This window comes from Phycicoccus sp. CSK15P-2 (genome assembly GCF_016888005.1).
In the GTDB taxonomy this organism is placed as follows: Bacteria; Actinomycetota; Actinomycetes; order Actinomycetales; family Dermatophilaceae; genus Phycicoccus.
Map to the genome: position 1 here is coordinate 37317 of NZ_JAFDVE010000014.1, position 18964 is coordinate 56280.

Below are 18964 nucleotides of genomic sequence, written 5' to 3' on the forward strand. Positions count from 1 at the left end.
GGTCAGGACGCGCGGCCACGGTCGGCGGCGACGTCCGCACCCCGCGGCAGCGGCAGCCGGGGGACCCCGCTCAGCCACTTGCGGTAGCGGCAGCACTCGCCGAAGGCGGCCAGTGCGTCCCAGAGGGCGGCGTGCGCGGACCACGGGAGGGGCTCGTCGCCGTCCCGCCAGGTCTCGCCGAACGAGACCCACGCGGGGACCCAGTCCGCGGCGTCGTCCCACGCGCCGCGCTTGGCCGTCAGCGTGCGGCGGCGGTACTGCTCCGCACGGCGGGGGCCGTCGGCGCAGATGGGTGCGGTCGCCATGGGCCAGACCCACAGGTCGCGCGTCATGAGCGCCACCTCGAGCTCGGGCAGGACGCGTGGCGCGACGAGCACCGTCGCGACGAGCTCCCGGGATGGCGTGGGCACCTCGGCACCGTAACCCGGCGCGCGGACGCGCGTCAGCCCCCGATCCGGAACGCGGTCGTGCCCGCGCGCCCGACCACTCCGTCTCCTACACTCGAGGCTGCAGGGAGTCCGCGGTGCCCTTCGTCCGAAGGGGGAGTCGGTGTACGCCCGAGCCCACGAAGACCGCTACCAGCACGCGCCCTCCGACGACGACACCGTGGCCGGGAGGCTGGGCGAGGCACTCGTCGCCGACGGCCGGCTCACGCAGGGACAGCTCGCCGAGGCGCTACAGGCCAGGACCCGCACCGGCTCGACACTCGCGTCGGTGCTCATCGCCACCGGTGCGGTCCGGCGACGGGACGTCTACGAGGTGCTGGCGCGGGTCTGGGGAAGGCCGTTCATCGACCTGACGACCACCGAGCTCGACCGCGACCTCCTCCGCTCGGTCGCCTTCGAGGAGCTCGTCGCGCGGCACTGGCTCCCGGTCCGTCGGCTGCCCGGCGGGGACGTGCTCGTCGCGACCTCGGTGGAACCGAGCCGGGAGCTGCTCGACGACGTCGAGAGCACCCTCGGGGGGCCGGCCGAGCTGCACGTCACGACCGAGTGGGACCTCTCCCGCACGGTCATCCGGGCACACCACGACGTCGTCGCCGACCGCGCGACGATGGCCCTCTGGGAGCGCGACACCGACCAGTCGGCACGTCAGGTCGCCAACCGCACGCAGAAGGTCGTCGGAGGGGTCTCGCTCGCCGTGCTCGTCGTCCTCCTCGTCCTCGCGCCGCGCGCCACGCTCATCGCCCTCTCGGCAGTCGGCGGGTTCGGCTTCCTCGTCAGCGTGGCGTTCAAGTTCGTCGTCTGTCTCGCGGGGGCGCGGCTCGACTGGTTCGAGTCCATCACCGAGGAGGACCTCGCCGGGATGAGCGACGAGGACCTACCCTCGTACACCGTGCTCGTGCCGGTGTTCCGCGAGGCCAACGTCGTCGCGCACCTCATCGAGAACCTCGGGGCCCTCGACTACCCGCCGGAGAAGCTGCAGATCCTCCTGCTCCTCGAGCAGGACGACGACGAGACCCGCGAGGCTGCCCTCGCCTCGCGGCCCCCCGAGACGATCACCCTGCTCACCGTCCCGCGCGGGGCGCCGCAGACCAAGCCGCGGGCGTGCAACGTGGGGTTGTTCTTCGCGACGGGGGACTGCCTGGTCATCTACGACGCCGAGGACAAGCCCGACCCGGACCAGCTGCGCAAGGCCGCCGTCGCCTTCGACCGGGGCGAGGAGTCGCTCGTCTGCGTCCAGGCCGCCCTCAACTACTGGAACGCCGAGGAGAACGCCCTGACCCGGATGTTCACCCTCGAGTACTCGTTCTGGTTCGACTACATGCTCCCCGGGCTGGACCTGCGCCGGATGCCCATCCCGCTCGGCGGCACCTCCAACCACTTCCGGACCGCGGCGCTGCGCTCGCTCGGCGGCTGGGACCCGTTCAACGTCACCGAGGACGCAGACCTGGGCATCCGGGCCGCCGCGCTCGGCACGACGGTCGGCGTCATCAACTCGACGACGTTCGAGGAGGCCAACCGCGCGTACGGCAACTTCGTCCGGCAGCGCTCGCGGTGGATCAAGGGGTACATGCAGACGACGCTCGTCCACCTGCGCCACCCGGTCCGGCTCGTGCGCACGGTCGGGTGGCGGGCCACCATCGGCTTCGCGCTGCTCGTCGGCGGCACGCCGCTGTCCTTCCTCCTCGTGCCGCCGCTCTACCTGGCGTTCGTCCTCTCGCTGCTCGTGCCTCCGGACGCCCTGAGCCCCTACTTCCCGGGGTGGGTGCTCTGGGTCGCCCTGCTCAACCTGCTCGTCGGGAACGTCCTGATGATCTACGTGTCGATGATGGGCGCCTTCAAGCGCCGCCGGTACCGGCTCGTGCCCTGGGCCCTGCTCAACCCGCTCTACTGGCTGCTGCACTCGGTGGCCTCGTACAAGGCCCTGTGGCAGCTCGTCACACGGCCGCACTACTGGGAGAAGACCGACCATGGCCTCAGTGCTCTCGGCGGCGGAGACGCCGGACCTGCCGACCGAGCAGGAGATGCCGTGGGTCCCGCCGCGCCGGCGTGACCGCTGGCCCCGGGACCCCATCGCCCGATGGGCGGTTCGGACCGGCCTGTCGCTGCCCTACCTCGCGCTCGCCTGGCTCGTCGTCGAGCGCGGCGTCTCCTCGCGCCTCAACGCCGCGACCGACGAGGCCGGGGCGGCCGTCGAGTGGGGGGCGAGCACCTTCGGATGGGTCAGCGAGGCCTACCCGCCGATCCCCGTGGGGATCGCCGGCGTGCTGCCCTGGGGGACCGCTGCGCTCAGCGTGGTCGGGGCGCTGGCGGCGGGCCCTCTGCTCCACTCGCTCGTCGAACGCCTCGTGCGGCGCGACGTCCCCGTCCCGCTCGTCGTGCTCCTCATCGCGTCGGTCGCCCTCACCCCGCTGTTCGGGTACCTCGCCACGGAGGACCTGAGCGGTTTCCTCGCGCTCGCCCTGCTCGTCGTCGCCCTCGAGGGCTTCCTCCGGTTCGTCACCGAGGCCGACACCGAGGGAGGCTTCCAGGCGGGCCTGCTCCTCGGGGTCGCGGCGGCCTGCGACGTCTCGAGCGTCGTCTTCGCGCTCCTGCTCGGCGCGTCCGCGCCCTTCGTGGCGCGGGCGAGGTACCGCGGAGTCCCCGCCGCGGGCCGCGCCACCGCGGCGGTGCTCGCCTTCCCGGCCGTCGCGGCACTCCTGGGCTGGGCGTTCCTCGAGTGGCGGTTCAGCGGCACCGTGCTGGACTCCGTGCTCGAGGCCGCGACGGTCGAGCACTCCGGTGACAACCTCGGTGAGGCGGCCGTCCACGTGGCACGGACGACGCTCCACCTGCCGCTCTTCTACGTGTGCGGGGCGCTCCTGACGGTGCGCCGGCCGGCCGCGCTCATCGCGTACCTCATGCCGCTGCCGGGCCTCGTGGTGGCGGCCTGGCTCGGGCTGCACACCGGTGCCGGGGCGACCGTGGTCATCCTGTCCGGACTGGCGCTGCTCGCGGTGCCGGCCCGCCCGTCCCGAGGAGTCGCACTGCTGCTCGGCGTCGCTGCGGTGGCCCAGGTCGTGGTCGTCTGGCTGGTCGTCACGCCGAACCGGCTCGCCGGACCCTGGATCGCCCTGCTCTTCTGACGGCCCGGCTCATCCCTCGAGCTCGACGACGACCGGCGCGTGGTCGCTGGCGCCGGTGCCCTTGCGCTCCTCGCGGTCGATGGCGGCACCCGCCACGCGGTCGGCGAAGGTCCGCGAGCCGAGGACGAAGTCGATGCGCATGCCGCGCTTCTTGGGGAACGCGAGCCGCTGGTAGTCCCAGTAGGTGTAGACCCCCGGACCGGGGGCGTGCGGCCGGACGACGTCGACGTACCCGGCCTCGAGAAAGGCGCTGAAGGCGGCACGCTCCGGCGGGCTGACGTGCGACTTGTCCTCGTAGTACTCCATCGACCAGACGTCGTCGTCCTGGGGTGCGATGTTCCAGTCGCCGCAGAGGGCGACGGGTGTGCCGGCGCCGGACCACTCGACCGCGCGGTCGCGCAGCTGCCCGAGCCAGGCGAGCTTGTACGCCATGTGCGGGTCGTCGAGCGCGCGACCGTTGGGCACGTAGAGCGACCACACCCGCACGCCGCCGCAGGTGGCGCCGATGGAGCGCGCCTCGGCGGCGAGCGGCTCGCCCCAGCCGGGGTCGCCGTCGAACCCGACCTGGACGTCGTCGAGCCCGACCCGGCTGAGGACGGCGACCCCGTTCCATTGGTTGAGCCCGTGGTGCGCCACCTCGTAGCCGAGGTCGTGCAGCCGGTCGTAGGGGAACTGCTCGTCCTTGGCCTTGGTCTCCTGCATGGCGAGGACGTCGACGTCGGCCCGGTGGAGCCAGGCCTCGACGCGGTCGATGCGGGAGCGGATGGAGTTGACGTTCCAGGTGGCGATGCGCACCGGGTCACCCTAGCGACGGCCGCCGACGACTGCGTCCGGCGGCTACCGTGCGGGGATGAGCACCGCCCTCGTCACCGGCGCCTCCGCTGGGATCGGCCGCGCCCTGGCCACCCGCCTCGCCCACGACGGGCGCGACCTCGTCCTCGTGGCGCGCGACCGCGCCCGGCTCGAACGGCTGGCCGACGGGCTGCGCAGGGAACGCGGCGTCGAGGTCGAGGTCCTCGTCGCCGACCTCGCCGACCGTGCGCAGACCGAGGAGGTGTGCCGGCGCCTCGCCGACCCCGACCGGCCGGTCGACCTCCTCGTCAACAACGCGGGGTTCGGTCTGCGACGGCCGTTCCTCGAGAACGACGTGCGCGAGGAGGAGGCGGCCCTCGACGTCATGGTCCGGGCCGTGCTGCTCACCTCGCACGCCGCCGGCCGGGCGATGCGGGCGCGCGGCCGGGGCGCCATCCTCAACGTCAGCTCGGTCGCCGGGTTCATGGCGAGCGGCACGTACTCGGCCGAGAAGTCGTTCGTCACCGTGTTCTCGGAGTCCCTCGCCGGCCAGCTGCGCGGCACCGGCGTGACGGTCACCGCGGTCTGCCCCGGGTTCACCCGGACCGAGTTCCACGAGCGGGCCCGGATGCGCCGGCCGGGGGTCCCGGACTGGGTGTGGTCGGACGCCGACGAGCTCGCCCGCCAGGCGCTCGCCGACGTCGCCGCCGGCAAGGTCGTCTCGGTCCCCGGGCCGCACTGGAAGGCGGCGGCGTTCGGTCTGCGCGCCCTGCCCCGTCCCCTGGTGCGGGGGCAGGTGGCGCAGGCGGCCCGGTGGTTCCGCCGCCGCGGCTGAGCGTCGGGCGCGCCGGGCGGCCCGGCCCGGCGGCGCGCCCGGGCGAGGTGCGGCACCTCCTCGGCACGGCACTACGGTGGGTGCCGTGACCGACATCGCCGCCGACCGTGCCCGGCTCCTCGACATCGTCCGCGACAAGGCCGTGGTCCACGGCCGCGTCACCCTCTCCTCGGGCACGGAGGCCGACTACTACGTCGACCTCCGGCGGATCACCCTCGACGGGGAGGCGAGCCCGCTCGTCGGGCGGGTCATGCTCGACCTCGTCGAGGACCTCGAGTTCGACGCCGTCGGTGGCCTGACCCTCGGCGCCGACCCCGTCGCCACCTCGATGCTGCACGCACGCGCCGCCGCGGGAGGCCGGCTCGACGCCTTCGTCGTCCGCAAGGCCGGCAAGGCGCACGGTCTGCAGCAGCGCATCGAGGGCCCGAGCATCGAGGGGCGTCGCGTCCTCGTCGTCGAGGACACCTCGACCACCGGGGCTTCTCCGCTCGAGGCCGCGACGGCGGCCCAGGAGGCGGGTGCCACGGTCGTCGCCGTCGCCACCATCGCCGACCGCGCCACCGGCGCGGCCCAGGTCTTCGCCGACCACGGCCTCGAGTACCGGCACGTCTACTCGCTCGAGGACCTGGGCCTGGGCTGAGGAGCCCCGTCCGGACAACACACGCCGCGTGACCCGAGGGCCACGCGGCGTGTGCTGTTCTGCGGGTGCGGTCAGCGGTGCGCGTGCTCCACCTGCTTGACCTCGCCACTCTTGACGCGGTCGAAGTACCCCTGGATCTCCCGGCGGATCACCGGGGCCAGGATGTACAGCCCGACGACGTTCGGGATCGACATGAGGAAGATCATCGAGTCCGAGAGCGCGATGACCGGGTCGAGCGCGACGACCGACCCGAGGATCGTCGCGAGCAGGAAGACCACCTTGAAGCCCTGCTCGGCGGCGAGGTTGTCACCGAAGAGGTACCCCGTGGCCTTCATCCCGTAGTACGCCCAGCTGATCATCGTCGAGAACGCGAAGAGCACGACGGCGATCGCGAGGACGTTCGGGAACCAGGGGATCACCGTCTCGAAGGAGTCGGAGGTCAGGGCGACACCGCCCAGCTCGGACGCGTCCGGGTTCGTGTACGTCCCGGTGATGATGATCGTCAGCGCGGTCATGGTGCAGATGACGACGGTGTCGATGAACGGCTCGAGCATGGCGACGAAGCCCTCGGTGGCGGGCTCCTTGGTCTTGACCGCCGAGTGGGCCACCGACGCGGAGCCCAGCCCGGCCTCGTTGGAGAACGCGGCGCGCTGGAAGCCGACGATGAGCGCGCCGATCGCGCCACCGGCGACGCCCTCGGGTGTGAAGGCTCCCGAGAAGATCTGGCCGATGGCCGTGCCCAGCGACGAGACGTTCCACAGGATGACGACCAGCGCCGAGACGAGGTAGAAGACCGCCATGAAGGGCACGATCTTCTCGGTCACCCGGGCGATGCTCTTGACGCCGCCGATGATGACGAGCCCCGCGAAGACCGCGAAGCCGACGCCGATGATCCACGGGTTGCTGCCGAAGAAGCCGTCGTCACCGCCGGTGACCTCGACGATCTGCGCCGTCGCCTGGTTCGACTGGAACATGTTCCCGCCACCGAGCGCGCCGCCGATCATGAAGATCGCGAAGAACACGGCGAGGACGCTGCCCAGGCCGCCGAGACCGCGCTCGGCCAGACCCTTGCGCAGGTAGTACATCGGCCCGCCCGAGACCGAGCCGTCGGCGTGCTCGTTGCGGTACTTCACGCCGAGCATGCACTCCGCCATCTTCGTGGCCATGCCGAGCAGGCCGGCGAGGATCATCCAGAAGGTGGCGCCGGGGCCACCCAGGGAGATCGCGATGGCGACGCCGGCGATGTTGCCCAGCCCGACGGTGCCGGAGACGGCGGTGGCGAGGGCCTGGAAGTGCGAGACCTCACCGGCGTCCTCGGGGTTGGAGTACTTGCCGCGGACGAGGTCGACGGCGAGCTTCGGCCCTCGGACCTGCATGAAGCCAAGCCAGATCGTGAAGAAGGTACCGGCGATGACGAGCCACACGACGATGAGCGGCAGGCTCGCGCCCGCGATGTCGACGGAGAAGAAGACGGTGTCGGCGACCGCCGTCGCGAACTGCTCGAAGGTCTCTGCGATGTTCATCAGGGCACCACCGTCACGGGGATCTTGGCTTGCTGGACGAGTCGGCTCGCGACCGAGCCGAAGACGGCCTCACGGAGGCCGCCGTCGCCGGTGCGGCCGACGATGAGGTGGACGGCGCCGACCTCGTCGGCGATGTCGGACATGGTGTCGGAGGGCTTGCCGTGTTTCACGAGCGCCTCGTGCGAGACACCGGCCTCCTCGGCGATGGCCGCCATCGGGACGAGGATCTGCTCCTGGGCGGCCGAGATCTCGCTCTCGCGCTCACGGTGGCGGTGTTCGTTCTCCGAGGGGGTGGTGAAGGAGTACGGGGACCACGGGACGACGTGGACCAGCACCACCTTCCAGTCATTCTTCTGCGCGCGTTCGACGGCGAACTCCACTGCACGAGTGGAGACATCGCTGTTGTCGACGCCGACGACAACTGTGTCCATCAGGGCCTCCCGGTCCTGCGATCGGTGCGGTCCCGCGCCACCCTAGACCCGAGGATGTGACCGGCGCCATATCCCCGAGGTCGTAGGATTCGACGGAGCCCGACGCCCTCAGGAGGCCTTGTGATCATCACGATCGTCGTCATCGTCGTCCTCGTGGCGCTCCTCGCGTGGGCGGTGGGGGTCTACAACGGCCTCGTGAAGCTGCGCAACCTGGCGCAGGAGGCGTGGCGTCAGATCGACGTCGAGCTCACCCGCCGGCACGACCTCATCGGCAACCTCGTCGAGACCGTCAAGGGCTACGCGGCGCACGAGCGGGGCACGCTCGAGGACGTCGTGTCGGCACGGGCCAAGGCCATGGCTCCGGGGCAGTCGCCGGCGGAGCAGGCCGACAGCGAGAACCTCCTGAGCCAGGCGCTGGGTCGCCTCATCGCCCTCTCCGAGGCGTACCCGGACCTCAAGGCCAACGAGAACTTCATGGCGCTCCAGGCCGAGCTCACCTCCACCGAGGACCGCATCGCGTCGGCCCGCCGCTACTACAACGCGACGGTCCGCGACCTCAACACCAAGGTCGAGACCGTCCCGTCGAACATCGTCGCCGGGCTGTTCCACATCACCCGCGAGGAGTACTTCGAGGCGGTGGGCGACGAGCGCGAGGCGCCGCGCGTCGACTTCGGCCAGCCGGACCCGACCTGACCCTCCCGGGCTTTCTCGCCTGCCCGAACTTTCTCGCCTGATGCCGGAACCTCCGATCGGGCACCCCGAACTTCTGGGCGTCCGACCGGAGGTTCCGGTGCGTAACCGGGCGCACCGCTGCGGCGGAACCGACGCCGTCCACCGGTCGATGGACGACGGATCCACCGGGCGGGCCTCGCGGCGCCCGCCACCCTCCGCGACGCTGGAGGCATGACAGCAGCGATCCGGGTGCGCGGCCTGACGAAGACCTACGGCGACCACCGCGCCGTCGACGGTCTCGACCTCGACGTCCACCACGGCGAGGTGTTCGCCCTGCTCGGCCCGAACGGTGCCGGCAAGACGACGACCGTCGAGATCCTCGAGGGCTTCCGGGGCCGTGACGGCGGCGAGGTCGCCGTCCTCGGCACGGACCCCCAGGGCGCTCCGCGCGGCTGGCGGGACCGGATCGGCATCGTCCTGCAGACCACCGGCGGCCTGGACCTCCTGACGCCGCGCGAGGCGCTCCGCAGCACCGCCCGCTGCTACTCGCACCCCCGCGACGTCGACGAGGTCGTCGAGGCGACCGGCCTCACCGAGAAGGTGGACGCCCGCATCGCCGGCCTCTCCGGTGGCCAGAAACGGCGCCTCGACGTCGCGCTCGGCATCGTCGGCGGTCCCGAGCTGCTGTTCCTCGACGAGCCGACGACCGGGTTCGACCCGCAGGCCCGGCGCGACTTCTGGGCGCTCATCCGCGGTCTCGCCGAGGACGGGACGACGATCCTCCTCACGACGCACTACCTCGACGAGGCCGAGCACCTGGCCGACCGCGTGGGCGTCATCGCGGCCGGCGCGCTGCTCGCGCTCGACACCCCGGCCGCGCTCGGCGGGCGGAGGACCGGCGAGGCGACCGTCTCGTGGGAGGACGAGGGTGTGCCGCGCAGCCTCGTCACGGCTGAGCCGACCGCCGAGGTCGCCCGGCTCGCTGCCCGGTTCGGGGGAGAGGTGCCCGAGCTCACCGTGACCAGGCCCTCGCTCGAGGACACCTACCTCGGGCTCATCGCCCCGCACGTCACCACGGCGACCGAGGAGGTCCCGGCATGAACACCCTCGCCCTCGGGTTCGACCGCACCGCGCTCGAGCTGCGGATGTACTCGCGCGAGAAGGAAGCGGTCTTCTTCTCCTTCCTCTTCCCGATCCTGCTGCTCTCGCTCTTCTCGGTCATCTTCTCCAGCCAGTTCGACGACCCCGGCGGGATGACGGCCGGCCAGTACTTCCTCCCCGGGATGGTCGCCGCCGGCGTCGTCCTCACGAGCTTCCAGACGATGGCGCTCTCGGTCGCGACCGAGCGGGACGACGGCACCCTGAAGCGGCTGCGGTCGACGCCGATGCCCCCCGTGGCCTACTTCCTCGGGAAGGTCGGGCTCGTCGCGGTCAGCTCGGTGACCCAGATGGTGCTCCTCCTCGTCGTCGCACGCCTGGCCTTCGGGGTGGAGCTCCCGACGTCCCCGGACCGCTGGGCGGTCTTCGCCGCCGTCTTCCTCCTCGGGCTGGTCGGGGGCACCGTGCTGGGGGTGGCGTACTCGTCACTGTCGACGGCGCGTTCCATCGGCGCGGTCGTCATCGGGCCGATGCTCGTGCTCCAGTTCATCTCCGGCGTCTACATCGGCTGGGACAGCGTGCCCGGGTGGCTGCAGCAGGTCGCCGCGGTCTTCCCCCTCAAGTGGATCGCCCAGGGCATGCGCTCGGTCTTCTTCCCGGACGGGATGGCGTCGACGGAGATGGCGGGGTCGTGGGAGACCGGGCGCACCCTGCTCGTCCTCGCCGCGTGGGCCGTCGGCGGCCTGGTCCTGTGCACGCGCACCTTCCGCTGGTCCAAGCGCGGGACCGTGTGAGGGCCACGGGGGAGGATGGCCCCATGAGCGCGCAGGAGTGCCCACCCCGGGAGGGTGACTCCAGCGCCGCGCTGGACGCGATGTGGCGACGTCAGGAGCCCTACTGGCACGCGGTCTTCGCGGTGGTCTGGGTGGCGGCCGTCGTCGTCGCCTGGCTCGACGAGCCCGGGCGGTACGGACGCCTCCCGTCGGTCGTCCTCTTCGCCGTCATCGCCGTCGCGTACGCGCTCGCCGGGGTGCGAGGGCTTCGGCAGGACGCCCGGGCCGGGCTGGTCTACCACCTCGTCGCGTGGTCGGCGCTGCTCGGCATCCAGTGGGTCGACCCCGGCACCGAGTCGTGGATGCTCTTCTTCGTCCTCTACCCCCAGCTGTGGGCGATGCTCCGGGTCAGGGACGCCGGGGTGGGCACCGTCCTGACCCTGACGGCCTTCGGCACGCTCCGGTTCGTCCAGAGCGGCTTCGACCGCGAGACCGTCGGGCCGATCCTCGTGACCTCGCTGATCTCGCTCGCCGTGTCGCTGTCCCTCGGCCTGTTCATCAACAGGATCGTGTCCGAGGCCGACTCGCGCGCCCGCACGATCGACGAGCTCCACGCCACCCAGGCGCGGCTGGCCGTCGTGGAGCGCGACCGCGGCGTGCAGGACGAGCGCGAGCGCATCTCCCGGGAGATCCACGACACCCTCGCGCAGGGCTTCACCTCGGTCGTGACCCTGGCCCGTGCCGCGGACGCCGCCCTCGCCCGGGGTGACGTCGCGACGGCCCGGGAACGGATCGGGATCGTCGAGCGCACCGCCGTCGACAACCTCGCCGAGGCCCGGCTCATCGTCGCAGAGCTGACACCCGGTCATCTCCAGTCGCGCACCCTCGCGGAGGCGCTGCAGCGCCTCGGGACGGCGGTGAGCCGCGAGGACGGGCTGCGCGCGTCCGTCACGGTGGACGGCGAGCCGGTGCCGCTCGGGGGCGTCACCGAGGTCGTGCTGCTCCGGACGGCGCAGGAGGCGCTGTCCAACGTGCGACGCCACGCGGGCGCCGGCCGGGTCGACGTCACCCTCGCCTACGAGCCCGAACGCGTCGTGCTGACCGTCGCCGACGACGGCCGTGGCTTCGACACGACGGCCGACCGCGACGGGTTCGGGCTCGACGGCGTCCGAGCCCGGGCGGCCGAGGTCGGCGGCTCGGTGGACCTCGACACAGCCCCGGGCCGGGGGACCTCCGTGCGCGTGGCGGTGCCGCGGTGATCCGGCTGCTCGTCGTCGACGACCACCCCGTCGTGCGAGCCGGGATGGTCGCCGTGCTCGGGGAGGAGACCGACCTCGAGGTGGTGGGGGAGGCGGGCAACGGCGCGGAGGCGCTCGCGGTGGCCCCGCGCGTCGAGGCCGACGTCGTGCTCATGGACCTGCGGATGCCGGTCATGGACGGTGCGGAGGCGACGTCTCGGCTGCGCGGGCTGCCGCAGCCGCCCGAGGTGCTCGTGCTCACGACCTACGACACCGACGCCGACATCGTGCGAGCCGTCGAGGCCGGCGCCCGGGGCTACCTGCTCAAGGACGCGCCGACGAGCGTGCTCACCGACGCCATCCGGCGTGCCGCGCGCGGGGAGACCGTGCTCGCCCCACCGGTCGCGGCCCGGCTCGCCGAGCGGCTCCGAGGCCCGAGCGGTCCGGAGCTCACGGGTCGGGAGACCGAGGTGATCGCCCTCGTGGCCCGCGGACTGTCGAACGCGGACATCGGGCGCGAGCTGTTCATCGGCGAGGCCACGGTCAAGACCCACCTCGTGCGGGCCTTCGCCAAGCTCGCGGTGACCGACCGGACCGCGGCGGTGGCCGAGGCACACCGCCGCGGTCTGATCGACCTCGGCTGAGACCCCAGGGCTGCGACCGAGGCGTCGACGCTCAGCCGTGGTGCTCGACGTCGTCGACGACCTCGGCCGACTCCCGGACCACCTCGGCGGGAGCCATCTTCGCGTCGCGGCGGTGCCGGACGTACTCGATGACCATCGGCACCACCGAGAGGACCACGATGAGGAGGATGGCGGCCTCGAGGTTGTCCCGGACGAGCGGGACGTTGCCGAGGAAGTAGCCCGCGAGCGTGACGACGCCCACCCAGAACAGCGCGCCCACGCCGGACCAGACGTAGAAGTGCCGGCGGTCCATCCGGCCGATGCCGGCGACGATCGTGATGTACGTGCGGACGATGGGGACGAAGCGGCCGAGGACGAGCGCACGGGCGCCGTACTTCTCGAAGAACGCCTCGGTCTTGTCGAAGTACTCGCGCTTGATGATCCGCCCGTCGCGGTGGCGCAGCGGCGCACCGACCGCCCGTCCGATCTCGTAGCCGACGACGTTGCCCGCGAAGGCGGCGACGAAGAGCGCCGCCATCGCGACGAAGACGTTGACCTGCAGCTGGCCGCTGGCGATGAAGATGCCGATGGCGAACAGCAGCGAGTCGCCGGGGAGGATCGGGAAGAACAGCCCGCACTCGACGAAGACGATGGCGAGCGACACCCAGAAGAAGGCCGTGCCGTAGGTGTCGAAGAGGTACTGGGGGTCCATCCAGTCCGGACCGAGTGCAGGCATCACCTCTCCAGGGTAGGTGCTCTCCCGCAGGAGCCCCGCCTCGAGCGGCTCCGCCCGGACCGTCCGCCTAGGGTGGGAGAGGTGGACGAGGAGCGAGAGGTCGGGGTCGGGCCGTGGGAGGGGCCGTGGCCGGAGGGCGACCACTGGGACATCGAGCTGCTCCGTCTGGGTGACCGGCGCAACGTCGTCGACCGGTACCGCTACTGGCGGATGGACGCCGTCGTCGCCGACCTCGACACCCGGCGGCACGCGTTCCACGTGGCCGTCGAGAACTGGTGGCACGACCTCAACATCGGCTCGGTGGTGCGCACCGCGAACGCGATGAACGCTGCCGCCTTCCACGTCGTCGGGCGCCGGCGCTGGAACCGGCGGGGCGCGATGGTCACGGACCGCTACCAGCACGAGCACCACCACCCCGAGGTCGCGGACCTCGTGGCGTGGGCCGCGACGGCCGGCCCGGACGGCGGTGCGCTGCCGCTGGTCGGCATCGACAACGTGCCCGGGTCGGTCGCGATCGAGACGCACGACCTGCCCGAGGCGTGTGTCCTGGTCTTCGGGCAGGAGGGGCCGGGGCTGACCCCCGCGATGCAGGAGGCGTGCGACGTCGTCCTCCACATCGGCCAGTTCGGCTCGACCCGTTCGATCAACGCCGGCGCCGCCGCGGCCGTGGCGATGCACTCCTGGGTGCGCCGGCACGTGTACGGCCAGGTGCCGGGCAGCGCCTAGCCGGTCCGGGCGGGCTCGTCGGCCCGGCCGGAGACGTCGAGCCGGAGCGACCGCACCGCGGAGGTCATCATGGGCAGTGCCGATACCACGATCCCGAGGCCCCCGAGGACGACGCCGCTGCGCGTTCCCAGCGTCTCGCCGACGATGCCGGCGAGCGCCGCGCCGATCGGGATGGACCCGTACATCACCTGCGTGTAGGCGCCGGCGGACCGGGAGAGCTGGGTCTCCGGGATCAGGGTCTGTCGCATCGTCACGGAGTACACGTTGGCGTTGCCGAGCCCCACCCCGGAGACGAGCATGACGGCCCCGATGACGACGGCCAGGGCGATGCCGTCCGTGGGCCAGAGGGCCATGAGCACCGGTGTGCCGCAGCTGAGGACGAGGGATGCGGCGAAGGCTCGGCCGAACCCGAGCCCCGCGGCGAGCCGGAGTGCGGTGAGGGTCCCGAGGAGCCCGCCGACACCGGCCATCGACAGGGCGAGGCCGTACGCCCCCGCGGAGACGCCCTGCTCCTGCACCGCCCAGAGGATGAGGTTGATGACGAGGACCTCCTCGGCGAGGTTGAACAACGCCGCGTGCACGGTGAGCGCTCGCAGGTACCGGTTCCCCCAGAGGATCCGCAGGCCGGTCAGCACCGGCACCCGGGGGGCGTCGCCGTCCGGCGCGGGCCGCTCGCGGGCGACCGGCCGCCGGGGCCGGCCGAGAGCGACGCAGACGGCCGAGACGAGGTAGCTGGCTGCGTCGACCGCCATGGCCGCTGCCGGGCCGACCGCGGCGACGAGCAGGCCGGCGAGGCCGGGGCCGGCGACCTCGGTGACCGTCCGAGACCCCTGGACCGCCCGGTTCGCCGCGGCGAGGTCGGGCCGTTCGACGAGCGAGGGCACATGGGCGAAAGCGCTGATCCCGAACACGAGCGCGGCAGTCCCGGACAGGAAGGCGATGACGGCCAGCACCGGGACCGAGAGCCACCCCGTCAGCGCGGCCACCGGCACGAGCCCGACGAGCGCGGCCTGGGCGAGGTCGGCAGGGACCATCGTCCGACGGCCCTGGCGGCCCTCGAGCAGGTGGCCTGCGACGAGGGAGAACAGGAGGTACGGGAGCATCGCCGCGGTCGCGACGGCCCCGACCTCCCCCGGCGAGCCGTCGAGGACGAGGGCCGTGACCAGCGGGAGCGCGATCGTCGTCACCTGGCTCCCGGCGCTCGAGACGCTCTGTCCGAGCCAGTACCAGCGGAAGCTCCGGTCGGTGCGCACCAGCGCCACGCTCGCATCCATGGAAACCCCTCTACTCTCATGGGTGAACCGATATATGCCCATGACGTTGGCATGAACTATCCTCATGGTCAAGAGACCGGTCACCCATGAGGAGCGAGCGGATGGCGACAGTGCGGTTCGTCCAGGTCGCGGGTGACCCGGCCCTCGAGCTGCTCAACACCGTCGACTGGCGGCTCAGCGAGGAGCGCCGGGGCGAGCTACTCGGCGACGCACCTCGTGTCCTGGACTGGGCGGCCCAGACGGGATTCCTCGACAGCGCGGAGCGAGTACGGCTCGGTGAGGTGGTCGACCGCGACACCGACGCCGCCTTGGCGCTCGTCAACGATGCCCAGCGGCTGCGCGAGAACGCCTACGCGATGCTCGTCGGCCACGACGACGCGGCCGCGGAGCGGGTGGTGGAGCGGTACCGGCAGTCGCTCGTGGACGCCCGGCTCGCGGCTGCGACCGACGGGGAGGCCCTCCGGTGGCTCGAGGCGAGCACGACCCCGAGGACCCCGGTCGACCGTGCCGTTCGGGGGGTCGTCGACCTCGCCCGCAGCGACCGGGTGCGCCTGCTCCAGCAGTGCGCGGACGACGTGTGCGGGTGGGTGTACCTCGACACGAGCCCACGCCACAACCGGCGCTGGTGCTCGGCGTCGGACTGCGGGGACCGCAACCGCGCGCGCGCGTACTACCGGCGTCGGCGCGCGGCGGAGTAGCGGAATAGGGCGGACGCCGCGGCTGCTGCTCCTGCGGTGAGCACCGCTTCCTCCCCCGCCCTGTCCGCCCTCGACCTCGTGCCGGTCCGCTCGGACCAGACGACGGGGGACGCCCTGGCCGCGACCCGGTCGCTCGCGCAGGTGGCGGACGCCCACGGCTACCGCCGCTACTGGCTGGCCGAGCACCACAACATGCCGGCCGTCGCGGCGACGAACCCGCCGGTGCTCATCTCGATGGTCGCGTCGGCGACCGAGCGGATCCGGGTGGGGTCGGGCGGCGTCATGCTCCCGAACCACGCGCCGCTCGTCGTCGCCGAGCAGTTCGCGCTGCTGGAGGCCGCGTTCCCGGACCGGGTCGACCTCGGGCTGGGCCGGGCGCCGGGCGCCGACCCGGTGACGTCCTGGGCGCTGCGCAGCGGCGGTGGGGGCGTCGAGGCCGATGCCGTGGACCGGTTCGCCGACCACGTCGACACCGTGCTCGCGATGATGTCGCCGGACGGTGTGGGCCTGCGGCTGGCCACCGGTGAGCACGTCCTGCGCGCCACGCCGCGAGCGAGGTCCGTGCCGGCCGTGTGGCTGCTCGGGTCCTCCGACTACTCGGCCCGGCTCGCGGCGTCCCGAGGGCTGCCGTACGTCTTCGCGCACCACTTCTCCGGGCGCGGCACCGCCGAGGCCCTGGCCCTCTACCGCGAGGGCTACGAGCCGTCGGAGGCCCACCCCGAGCCGCGTACCTTCCTCACCGTCAACGCGGTCGTCGCCGGCAGCGCCGAGGAGGCCCGGCGGCTGGCCGAACCCAACCTGCACCAGATGGTGGCGCTGCGCACCGGGCAGCCGCTGCGCGCCCAGCAGCTCGTCGAGGAGGCGGAGGGGCACGACCTTCCGGACGCGCACCGCGACCTCGCGGACGAGATGCTCCGGCGCTGGGTGGTCGGCACCCCGGAGGACGCGGCCGCGCAGGTGGCCCGGCTGGCCCGGACCTTCGACGTCGACGAGGTCATGGTGCACCCGGTCGCCGGCGCCGTCGACGGGACACCGGCCGGCCGCGCTCCGGCCCGCGAGGAGACCCTCCGCCTCCTCGCCGACGCCTTCTCGTGACCATCCGCGACCGGCTTCCTCCCCGGCGGGGAGAAAGTTTCGGTAGACCTGTCGAGAGCGGCATCGCTCGTCCGTCATAGGGGTGAGGTCGCGACCGGCGCGGCCCGCACCCGGAGGAGAACGCCATGACCGAGTACGTCGTCCTCATCGTCGGTGACGCCGACCGCTGGTGGACCACGATGGACGTCGACCAGCGCACGGCCGGCTACGCCGAGTACGCGCGCTTCGGCGAGGAGCTGACCAGGCGCGGCCACACGATCACCGGTGGTGCCGAGCTGCACGCGACGAGCGAGGCCAAGCGCATCCCGCCCGGCGGCGGTCCGGTCACCGACGGCCCGTTCACCGAGACCGCCGAGCAGGTCGGCGGGTTCTACCTCGTGCAGTCCGAGGACCTCGACGACCTGCTCGACTGCTGCTCGATCATCGCGGCCCTCGGCGACGGCATCGAGGTCCGCCGCACCGTGCAGCCGGAGGACCGGCCGTCGTGAGGCGGTACACCATCCTCATCGTGTTCGAGCCCTGGGACTGGGAGAACGCCACACCCGAGGTCCGGCAGGAGTACTTCGACGCGCACCACGCGTTCGAGACGTACGTCGCCGAGCACGGGAAGCGCCTCGCCGGCAGCGCGCTGTGCGACGCCGACACGGCGACGACGGTGGGGCGGGGGGTCGGCGAGGAGAGGGTGGTGACGGACGGGCCGTTCGTCGAGCTCTCGGAGCAGGTCGGCGGCTACTACGACGTCGAGCTGCCCGACCTCGACACCGCCATCGCGGCCGCCCGGCTGCTCCCGGAGGCGTACACCCTCGAGATCCGCCCGGTCATGACGATCGACGGGTACGGGTCGGTGTGACGGCGGACGAGGTCCTGGCGGGGGTCGTCCGCGAGGAGTGGGGGCGTCTCGTCGCCCTCCTCGTCGGACGCTTCCGCCGGCTCGACCTCGTGGAGGACGCGCTCGGGGACGCCGTCGAGTCCGCCACCCGGCGGTGGGCGGCCGACGGCGTCCCGGACAACCCCTCGGCCTGGCTGCACACCGCGGCCCGACGGCGGGTGCTCGACCGGCTGCGCGCGGAGTCGACGGCGGCCCGCAAGGAGCCGCTCGTCGTCGTCGCGGCCACCCGCTCTCCAGGAGGTGCAGTGATGGCCGACCCCGGTGGCCTCGTCGAGGACGACGTGCTGCGGCTCGTCCTCATGTGCTGCCACCCCGCCCTGTCCCCGGAGGTCGCGAGCGCCCTGGCGCTGCGGCTCGTCGTCGGGGTCTCCACGGCGGACATCGCCCGGCTCTTCCTCGTGCCCGAACCGACGATGGCCGCGCGGATCACCCGGGGGAAGAAGAAGATCGTCGCCGCCGGCATCCCGTACGGCGTGCCCGGCGCCGAGGAGCTGCCCGGGCGGCTGCGGACCGTTGCGCAGACGGCCTACCTCGCCTTCACGGCGGGGTACGCGCCCGGGTCCGGGCCGGATCTGCTGCGGGCCGACCTCGCGGGAGAGGCGGTGCGGCTCGTCCGGGTGACGCTCGCGCTGCGGCCGGACGAGCGGGTCCTCCGGGCGCTGCTGGCCCTCATGCTCCTCCAGCACTCGAGGCGGGACGCCCGGGTGGGGCCGGACGGAGCGCTCGTCCTCCTGCCCGACCAGGACCGGTCTCGCTGGCACCACGACGAGGTCTCGGAGGCGCTGGCCCTGCTCGACCGGGTACCGCCGGACGTCGACCCGGTCACCGAGTCCTACCGGCTGCAGGCGGTCATCGGCGCCGCCCACGCCACGGCGCCGACGGCGGACGACACCCGGTGGGACCTCGTGTGTGAGGCGTACGACGCCCTGGCCGTCGTCAACCCCTCGCCTGCGGTGCGGCTCGCGTCGGCCGTGGCGCTCGCCGAGCGGGACGGCCCGGCCGCGGGACTCGCGGCCCTCGAAGGGCTCGACGGGGAGCTACCGGCGAGCCACCGCCTGCCGGCCGTCCGGGGCGAGCTGCTGGCCCGGCTCGGTGACGACACCGCGGCCGTCGCGTCGCTCACGACCGCGATACGCCTCTGCGGCAACGACGTCGAACGGGCCCACCTCGAGGCCCGCCGCGCCGCCGTCACCGTGGGGCCGGCCACCGGCTGACGAGGGCGACCCCGAGCACCGGGAGCACCGCCCACCACACGAGAGGCCCTCCGGTCCGACGAGCCCACGGGCGGCCATGACGTCGAGGCCGTCGCAGCCGCCGACGAGGAAGAACACCGGCATGACCCGGAACACCCAG

The 18964-nt window shown here is 72.7% G+C and carries 21 protein-coding genes; 15 read left to right on the top strand and 6 right to left on the bottom strand.

Features of this window, described 5'->3' with window-relative positions:
- Positions 1-2: 2 nt before the first annotated feature.
- The gene (locus JQN72_RS09280; protein ID WP_204134898.1) at positions 3-410 is read right to left on the bottom strand and encodes a hypothetical protein; all 408 of its coding nucleotides are present in this window, start codon (positions 408-410) and stop codon (positions 3-5) included.
- Positions 411-549: 139 nt separating this feature from the next.
- On the opposite strand from JQN72_RS09280, the gene JQN72_RS09285 reads away from it, so the two are divergent.
- Positions 550-2496, top strand: a complete 1947-nt coding sequence (locus tag JQN72_RS09285) for a glycosyltransferase (protein ID WP_204134899.1) — start codon at positions 550-552, stop codon at positions 2494-2496.
- Positions 2414-3568, top strand: coding sequence for a hypothetical protein (locus JQN72_RS09290; protein WP_204134900.1), 1155 nt, complete (start codon positions 2414-2416; stop codon positions 3566-3568). The genes JQN72_RS09285 and JQN72_RS09290 overlap by 83 nt, the downstream gene beginning before the upstream one ends.
- Before the next feature lie 9 nt (positions 3569-3577).
- Here the strand turns inward: JQN72_RS09290 and JQN72_RS09295 are convergent, their stop codons facing one another.
- Positions 3578-4363 (bottom strand): exodeoxyribonuclease III, encoded by a 786-nt coding sequence (locus JQN72_RS09295; RefSeq protein ID WP_204134901.1) that lies wholly within the window; start codon positions 4361-4363, stop codon positions 3578-3580.
- Positions 4364-4418: 55 nt separating this feature from the next.
- Here JQN72_RS09295 and JQN72_RS09300 point away from each other — a divergent pair, with 55 nt between their 5' ends.
- Both JQN72_RS09300 and pyrE read left to right on the top strand, forming a co-directional pair.
- A complete protein-coding gene (locus JQN72_RS09300; protein WP_204134902.1) occupies positions 4419-5195 on the top strand; it encodes an SDR family oxidoreductase in 777 nt (258 codons plus the stop codon).
- Between the two features lie 85 nt (positions 5196-5280).
- The gene (gene pyrE / locus JQN72_RS09305) at positions 5281-5835 is read left to right on the top strand and encodes an orotate phosphoribosyltransferase (protein WP_204134903.1); all 555 of its coding nucleotides are present in this window, start codon (positions 5281-5283) and stop codon (positions 5833-5835) included.
- Positions 5836-5906: 71 nt separating this feature from the next.
- Here the strand turns inward: pyrE and JQN72_RS09310 are convergent, their stop codons facing one another.
- Together JQN72_RS09310 and JQN72_RS09315 are read right to left on the bottom strand one after the other, a co-directional pair.
- Entirely contained in the window at positions 5907-7358 is a 1452-nt protein-coding gene (locus JQN72_RS09310) for a sodium:alanine symporter family protein (protein ID WP_204134904.1), read from the bottom strand.
- Complete coding sequence (locus tag JQN72_RS09315; RefSeq protein ID WP_204134905.1) at positions 7358-7789, bottom strand: universal stress protein; 432 nt, start codon at positions 7787-7789, stop codon at positions 7358-7360. The genes JQN72_RS09310 and JQN72_RS09315 overlap by 1 nt, the downstream gene beginning before the upstream one ends.
- A 120-nt stretch (positions 7790-7909) precedes the next feature.
- On the opposite strand from JQN72_RS09315, the gene JQN72_RS09320 reads away from it, so the two are divergent.
- From JQN72_RS09320 to JQN72_RS09340, 5 genes are all read left to right on the top strand, one after another.
- A complete protein-coding gene (locus JQN72_RS09320) occupies positions 7910-8482 on the top strand; it encodes a LemA family protein (protein ID WP_204134906.1) in 573 nt (190 codons plus the stop codon).
- Positions 8483-8692: 210 nt separating this feature from the next.
- Entirely contained in the window at positions 8693-9562 is an 870-nt protein-coding gene (locus JQN72_RS09325) for an ABC transporter ATP-binding protein (RefSeq protein WP_204134907.1), read from the top strand.
- The gene (locus JQN72_RS09330; RefSeq protein WP_204134908.1) at positions 9559-10353 is read left to right on the top strand and encodes an ABC transporter permease; all 795 of its coding nucleotides are present in this window, start codon (positions 9559-9561) and stop codon (positions 10351-10353) included. The genes JQN72_RS09325 and JQN72_RS09330 overlap by 4 nt, the downstream gene beginning before the upstream one ends.
- Positions 10354-10376: 23 nt before the next feature.
- Positions 10377-11591, top strand: coding sequence for a sensor histidine kinase (locus tag JQN72_RS09335; protein WP_204134909.1), 1215 nt, complete (start codon positions 10377-10379; stop codon positions 11589-11591).
- The gene (locus tag JQN72_RS09340) at positions 11588-12214 is read left to right on the top strand and encodes a response regulator transcription factor (RefSeq protein ID WP_204134910.1); all 627 of its coding nucleotides are present in this window, start codon (positions 11588-11590) and stop codon (positions 12212-12214) included. Before JQN72_RS09335 ends, JQN72_RS09340 begins: the two co-directional genes overlap by 4 nt.
- A gap of 31 nt (positions 12215-12245) precedes the next feature.
- Here the strand turns inward: JQN72_RS09340 and JQN72_RS09345 are convergent, their stop codons facing one another.
- A complete protein-coding gene (locus JQN72_RS09345) occupies positions 12246-12929 on the bottom strand; it encodes a VTT domain-containing protein (RefSeq protein WP_204134911.1) in 684 nt (227 codons plus the stop codon).
- Positions 12930-13001: 72 nt separating this feature from the next.
- Between JQN72_RS09345 and JQN72_RS09350 the strand changes: the two genes are divergently transcribed.
- The gene (locus JQN72_RS09350) at positions 13002-13655 is read left to right on the top strand and encodes a TrmH family RNA methyltransferase (RefSeq protein ID WP_204134912.1); all 654 of its coding nucleotides are present in this window, start codon (positions 13002-13004) and stop codon (positions 13653-13655) included.
- Here the strand turns inward: JQN72_RS09350 and JQN72_RS09355 are convergent.
- The gene (locus tag JQN72_RS09355) at positions 13652-14929 is read right to left on the bottom strand and encodes an MFS transporter (protein ID WP_204134913.1); all 1278 of its coding nucleotides are present in this window, start codon (positions 14927-14929) and stop codon (positions 13652-13654) included. The two genes, JQN72_RS09350 and JQN72_RS09355, sit on opposite strands and share 4 nt — an antisense overlap.
- 101 nt (positions 14930-15030) lie before the next feature.
- Between JQN72_RS09355 and JQN72_RS09360 the strand changes: the two genes are divergently transcribed.
- From JQN72_RS09360 to JQN72_RS09380, 5 genes are all read left to right on the top strand, one after another.
- Positions 15031-15627 (top strand): CGNR zinc finger domain-containing protein, encoded by a 597-nt coding sequence (locus tag JQN72_RS09360; RefSeq protein ID WP_204134914.1) that lies wholly within the window; start codon positions 15031-15033, stop codon positions 15625-15627.
- Between the two features lie 36 nt (positions 15628-15663).
- Entirely contained in the window at positions 15664-16722 is a 1059-nt protein-coding gene (locus tag JQN72_RS09365; protein WP_204134915.1) for an LLM class flavin-dependent oxidoreductase, read from the top strand.
- A 125-nt stretch (positions 16723-16847) separates the two neighbouring features.
- The gene (locus JQN72_RS09370; RefSeq protein WP_204134916.1) at positions 16848-17210 is read left to right on the top strand and encodes a YciI family protein; all 363 of its coding nucleotides are present in this window, start codon (positions 16848-16850) and stop codon (positions 17208-17210) included.
- A complete protein-coding gene (locus tag JQN72_RS09375) occupies positions 17207-17572 on the top strand; it encodes a YciI family protein (protein ID WP_204134917.1) in 366 nt (121 codons plus the stop codon). Before JQN72_RS09370 ends, JQN72_RS09375 begins: the two co-directional genes overlap by 4 nt.
- The gene (locus tag JQN72_RS09380; protein WP_204134918.1) at positions 17569-18825 is read left to right on the top strand and encodes an RNA polymerase sigma factor; all 1257 of its coding nucleotides are present in this window, start codon (positions 17569-17571) and stop codon (positions 18823-18825) included. The genes JQN72_RS09375 and JQN72_RS09380 overlap by 4 nt, the downstream gene beginning before the upstream one ends.
- Positions 18826-18964: the final 139 nt, after the last annotated feature.

What these genes read in the sequence shown, in the direction of transcription:
- JQN72_RS09290 (WP_204134900.1), top strand. Translation starts at nt 2,414, where the DNA reads ATGGCCTCAGTGCTCTCGGCGGCGGAGACGCCGGACCTGCCGACCGAG.
- JQN72_RS09300 (WP_204134902.1), top strand. Translation starts at nt 4,419, where the DNA reads ATGAGCACCGCCCTCGTCACCGGCGCCTCCGCTGGGATCGGCCGCGCC.
- JQN72_RS09310 (WP_204134904.1), bottom strand. Translation starts at nt 7,358, where the DNA reads ATGAACATCGCAGAGACCTTCGAGCAGTTCGCGACGGCGGTCGCCGAC.
- JQN72_RS09315 (WP_204134905.1), bottom strand. Translation starts at nt 7,789, where the DNA reads ATGGACACAGTTGTCGTCGGCGTCGACAACAGCGATGTCTCCACTCGT.
- JQN72_RS09325 (WP_204134907.1), top strand. Translation starts at nt 8,693, where the DNA reads ATGACAGCAGCGATCCGGGTGCGCGGCCTGACGAAGACCTACGGCGAC.
- JQN72_RS09330 (WP_204134908.1), top strand. Translation starts at nt 9,559, where the DNA reads ATGAACACCCTCGCCCTCGGGTTCGACCGCACCGCGCTCGAGCTGCGG.
- JQN72_RS09335 (WP_204134909.1), top strand. Translation starts at nt 10,377, where the DNA reads ATGAGCGCGCAGGAGTGCCCACCCCGGGAGGGTGACTCCAGCGCCGCG.
- JQN72_RS09345 (WP_204134911.1), bottom strand. Translation starts at nt 12,929, where the DNA reads ATGCCTGCACTCGGTCCGGACTGGATGGACCCCCAGTACCTCTTCGAC.
- JQN72_RS09355 (WP_204134913.1), bottom strand. Translation starts at nt 14,929, where the DNA reads ATGGATGCGAGCGTGGCGCTGGTGCGCACCGACCGGAGCTTCCGCTGG.
- JQN72_RS09360 (WP_204134914.1), top strand. Translation starts at nt 15,031, where the DNA reads ATGGCGACAGTGCGGTTCGTCCAGGTCGCGGGTGACCCGGCCCTCGAG.
- JQN72_RS09370 (WP_204134916.1), top strand. Translation starts at nt 16,848, where the DNA reads ATGACCGAGTACGTCGTCCTCATCGTCGGTGACGCCGACCGCTGGTGG.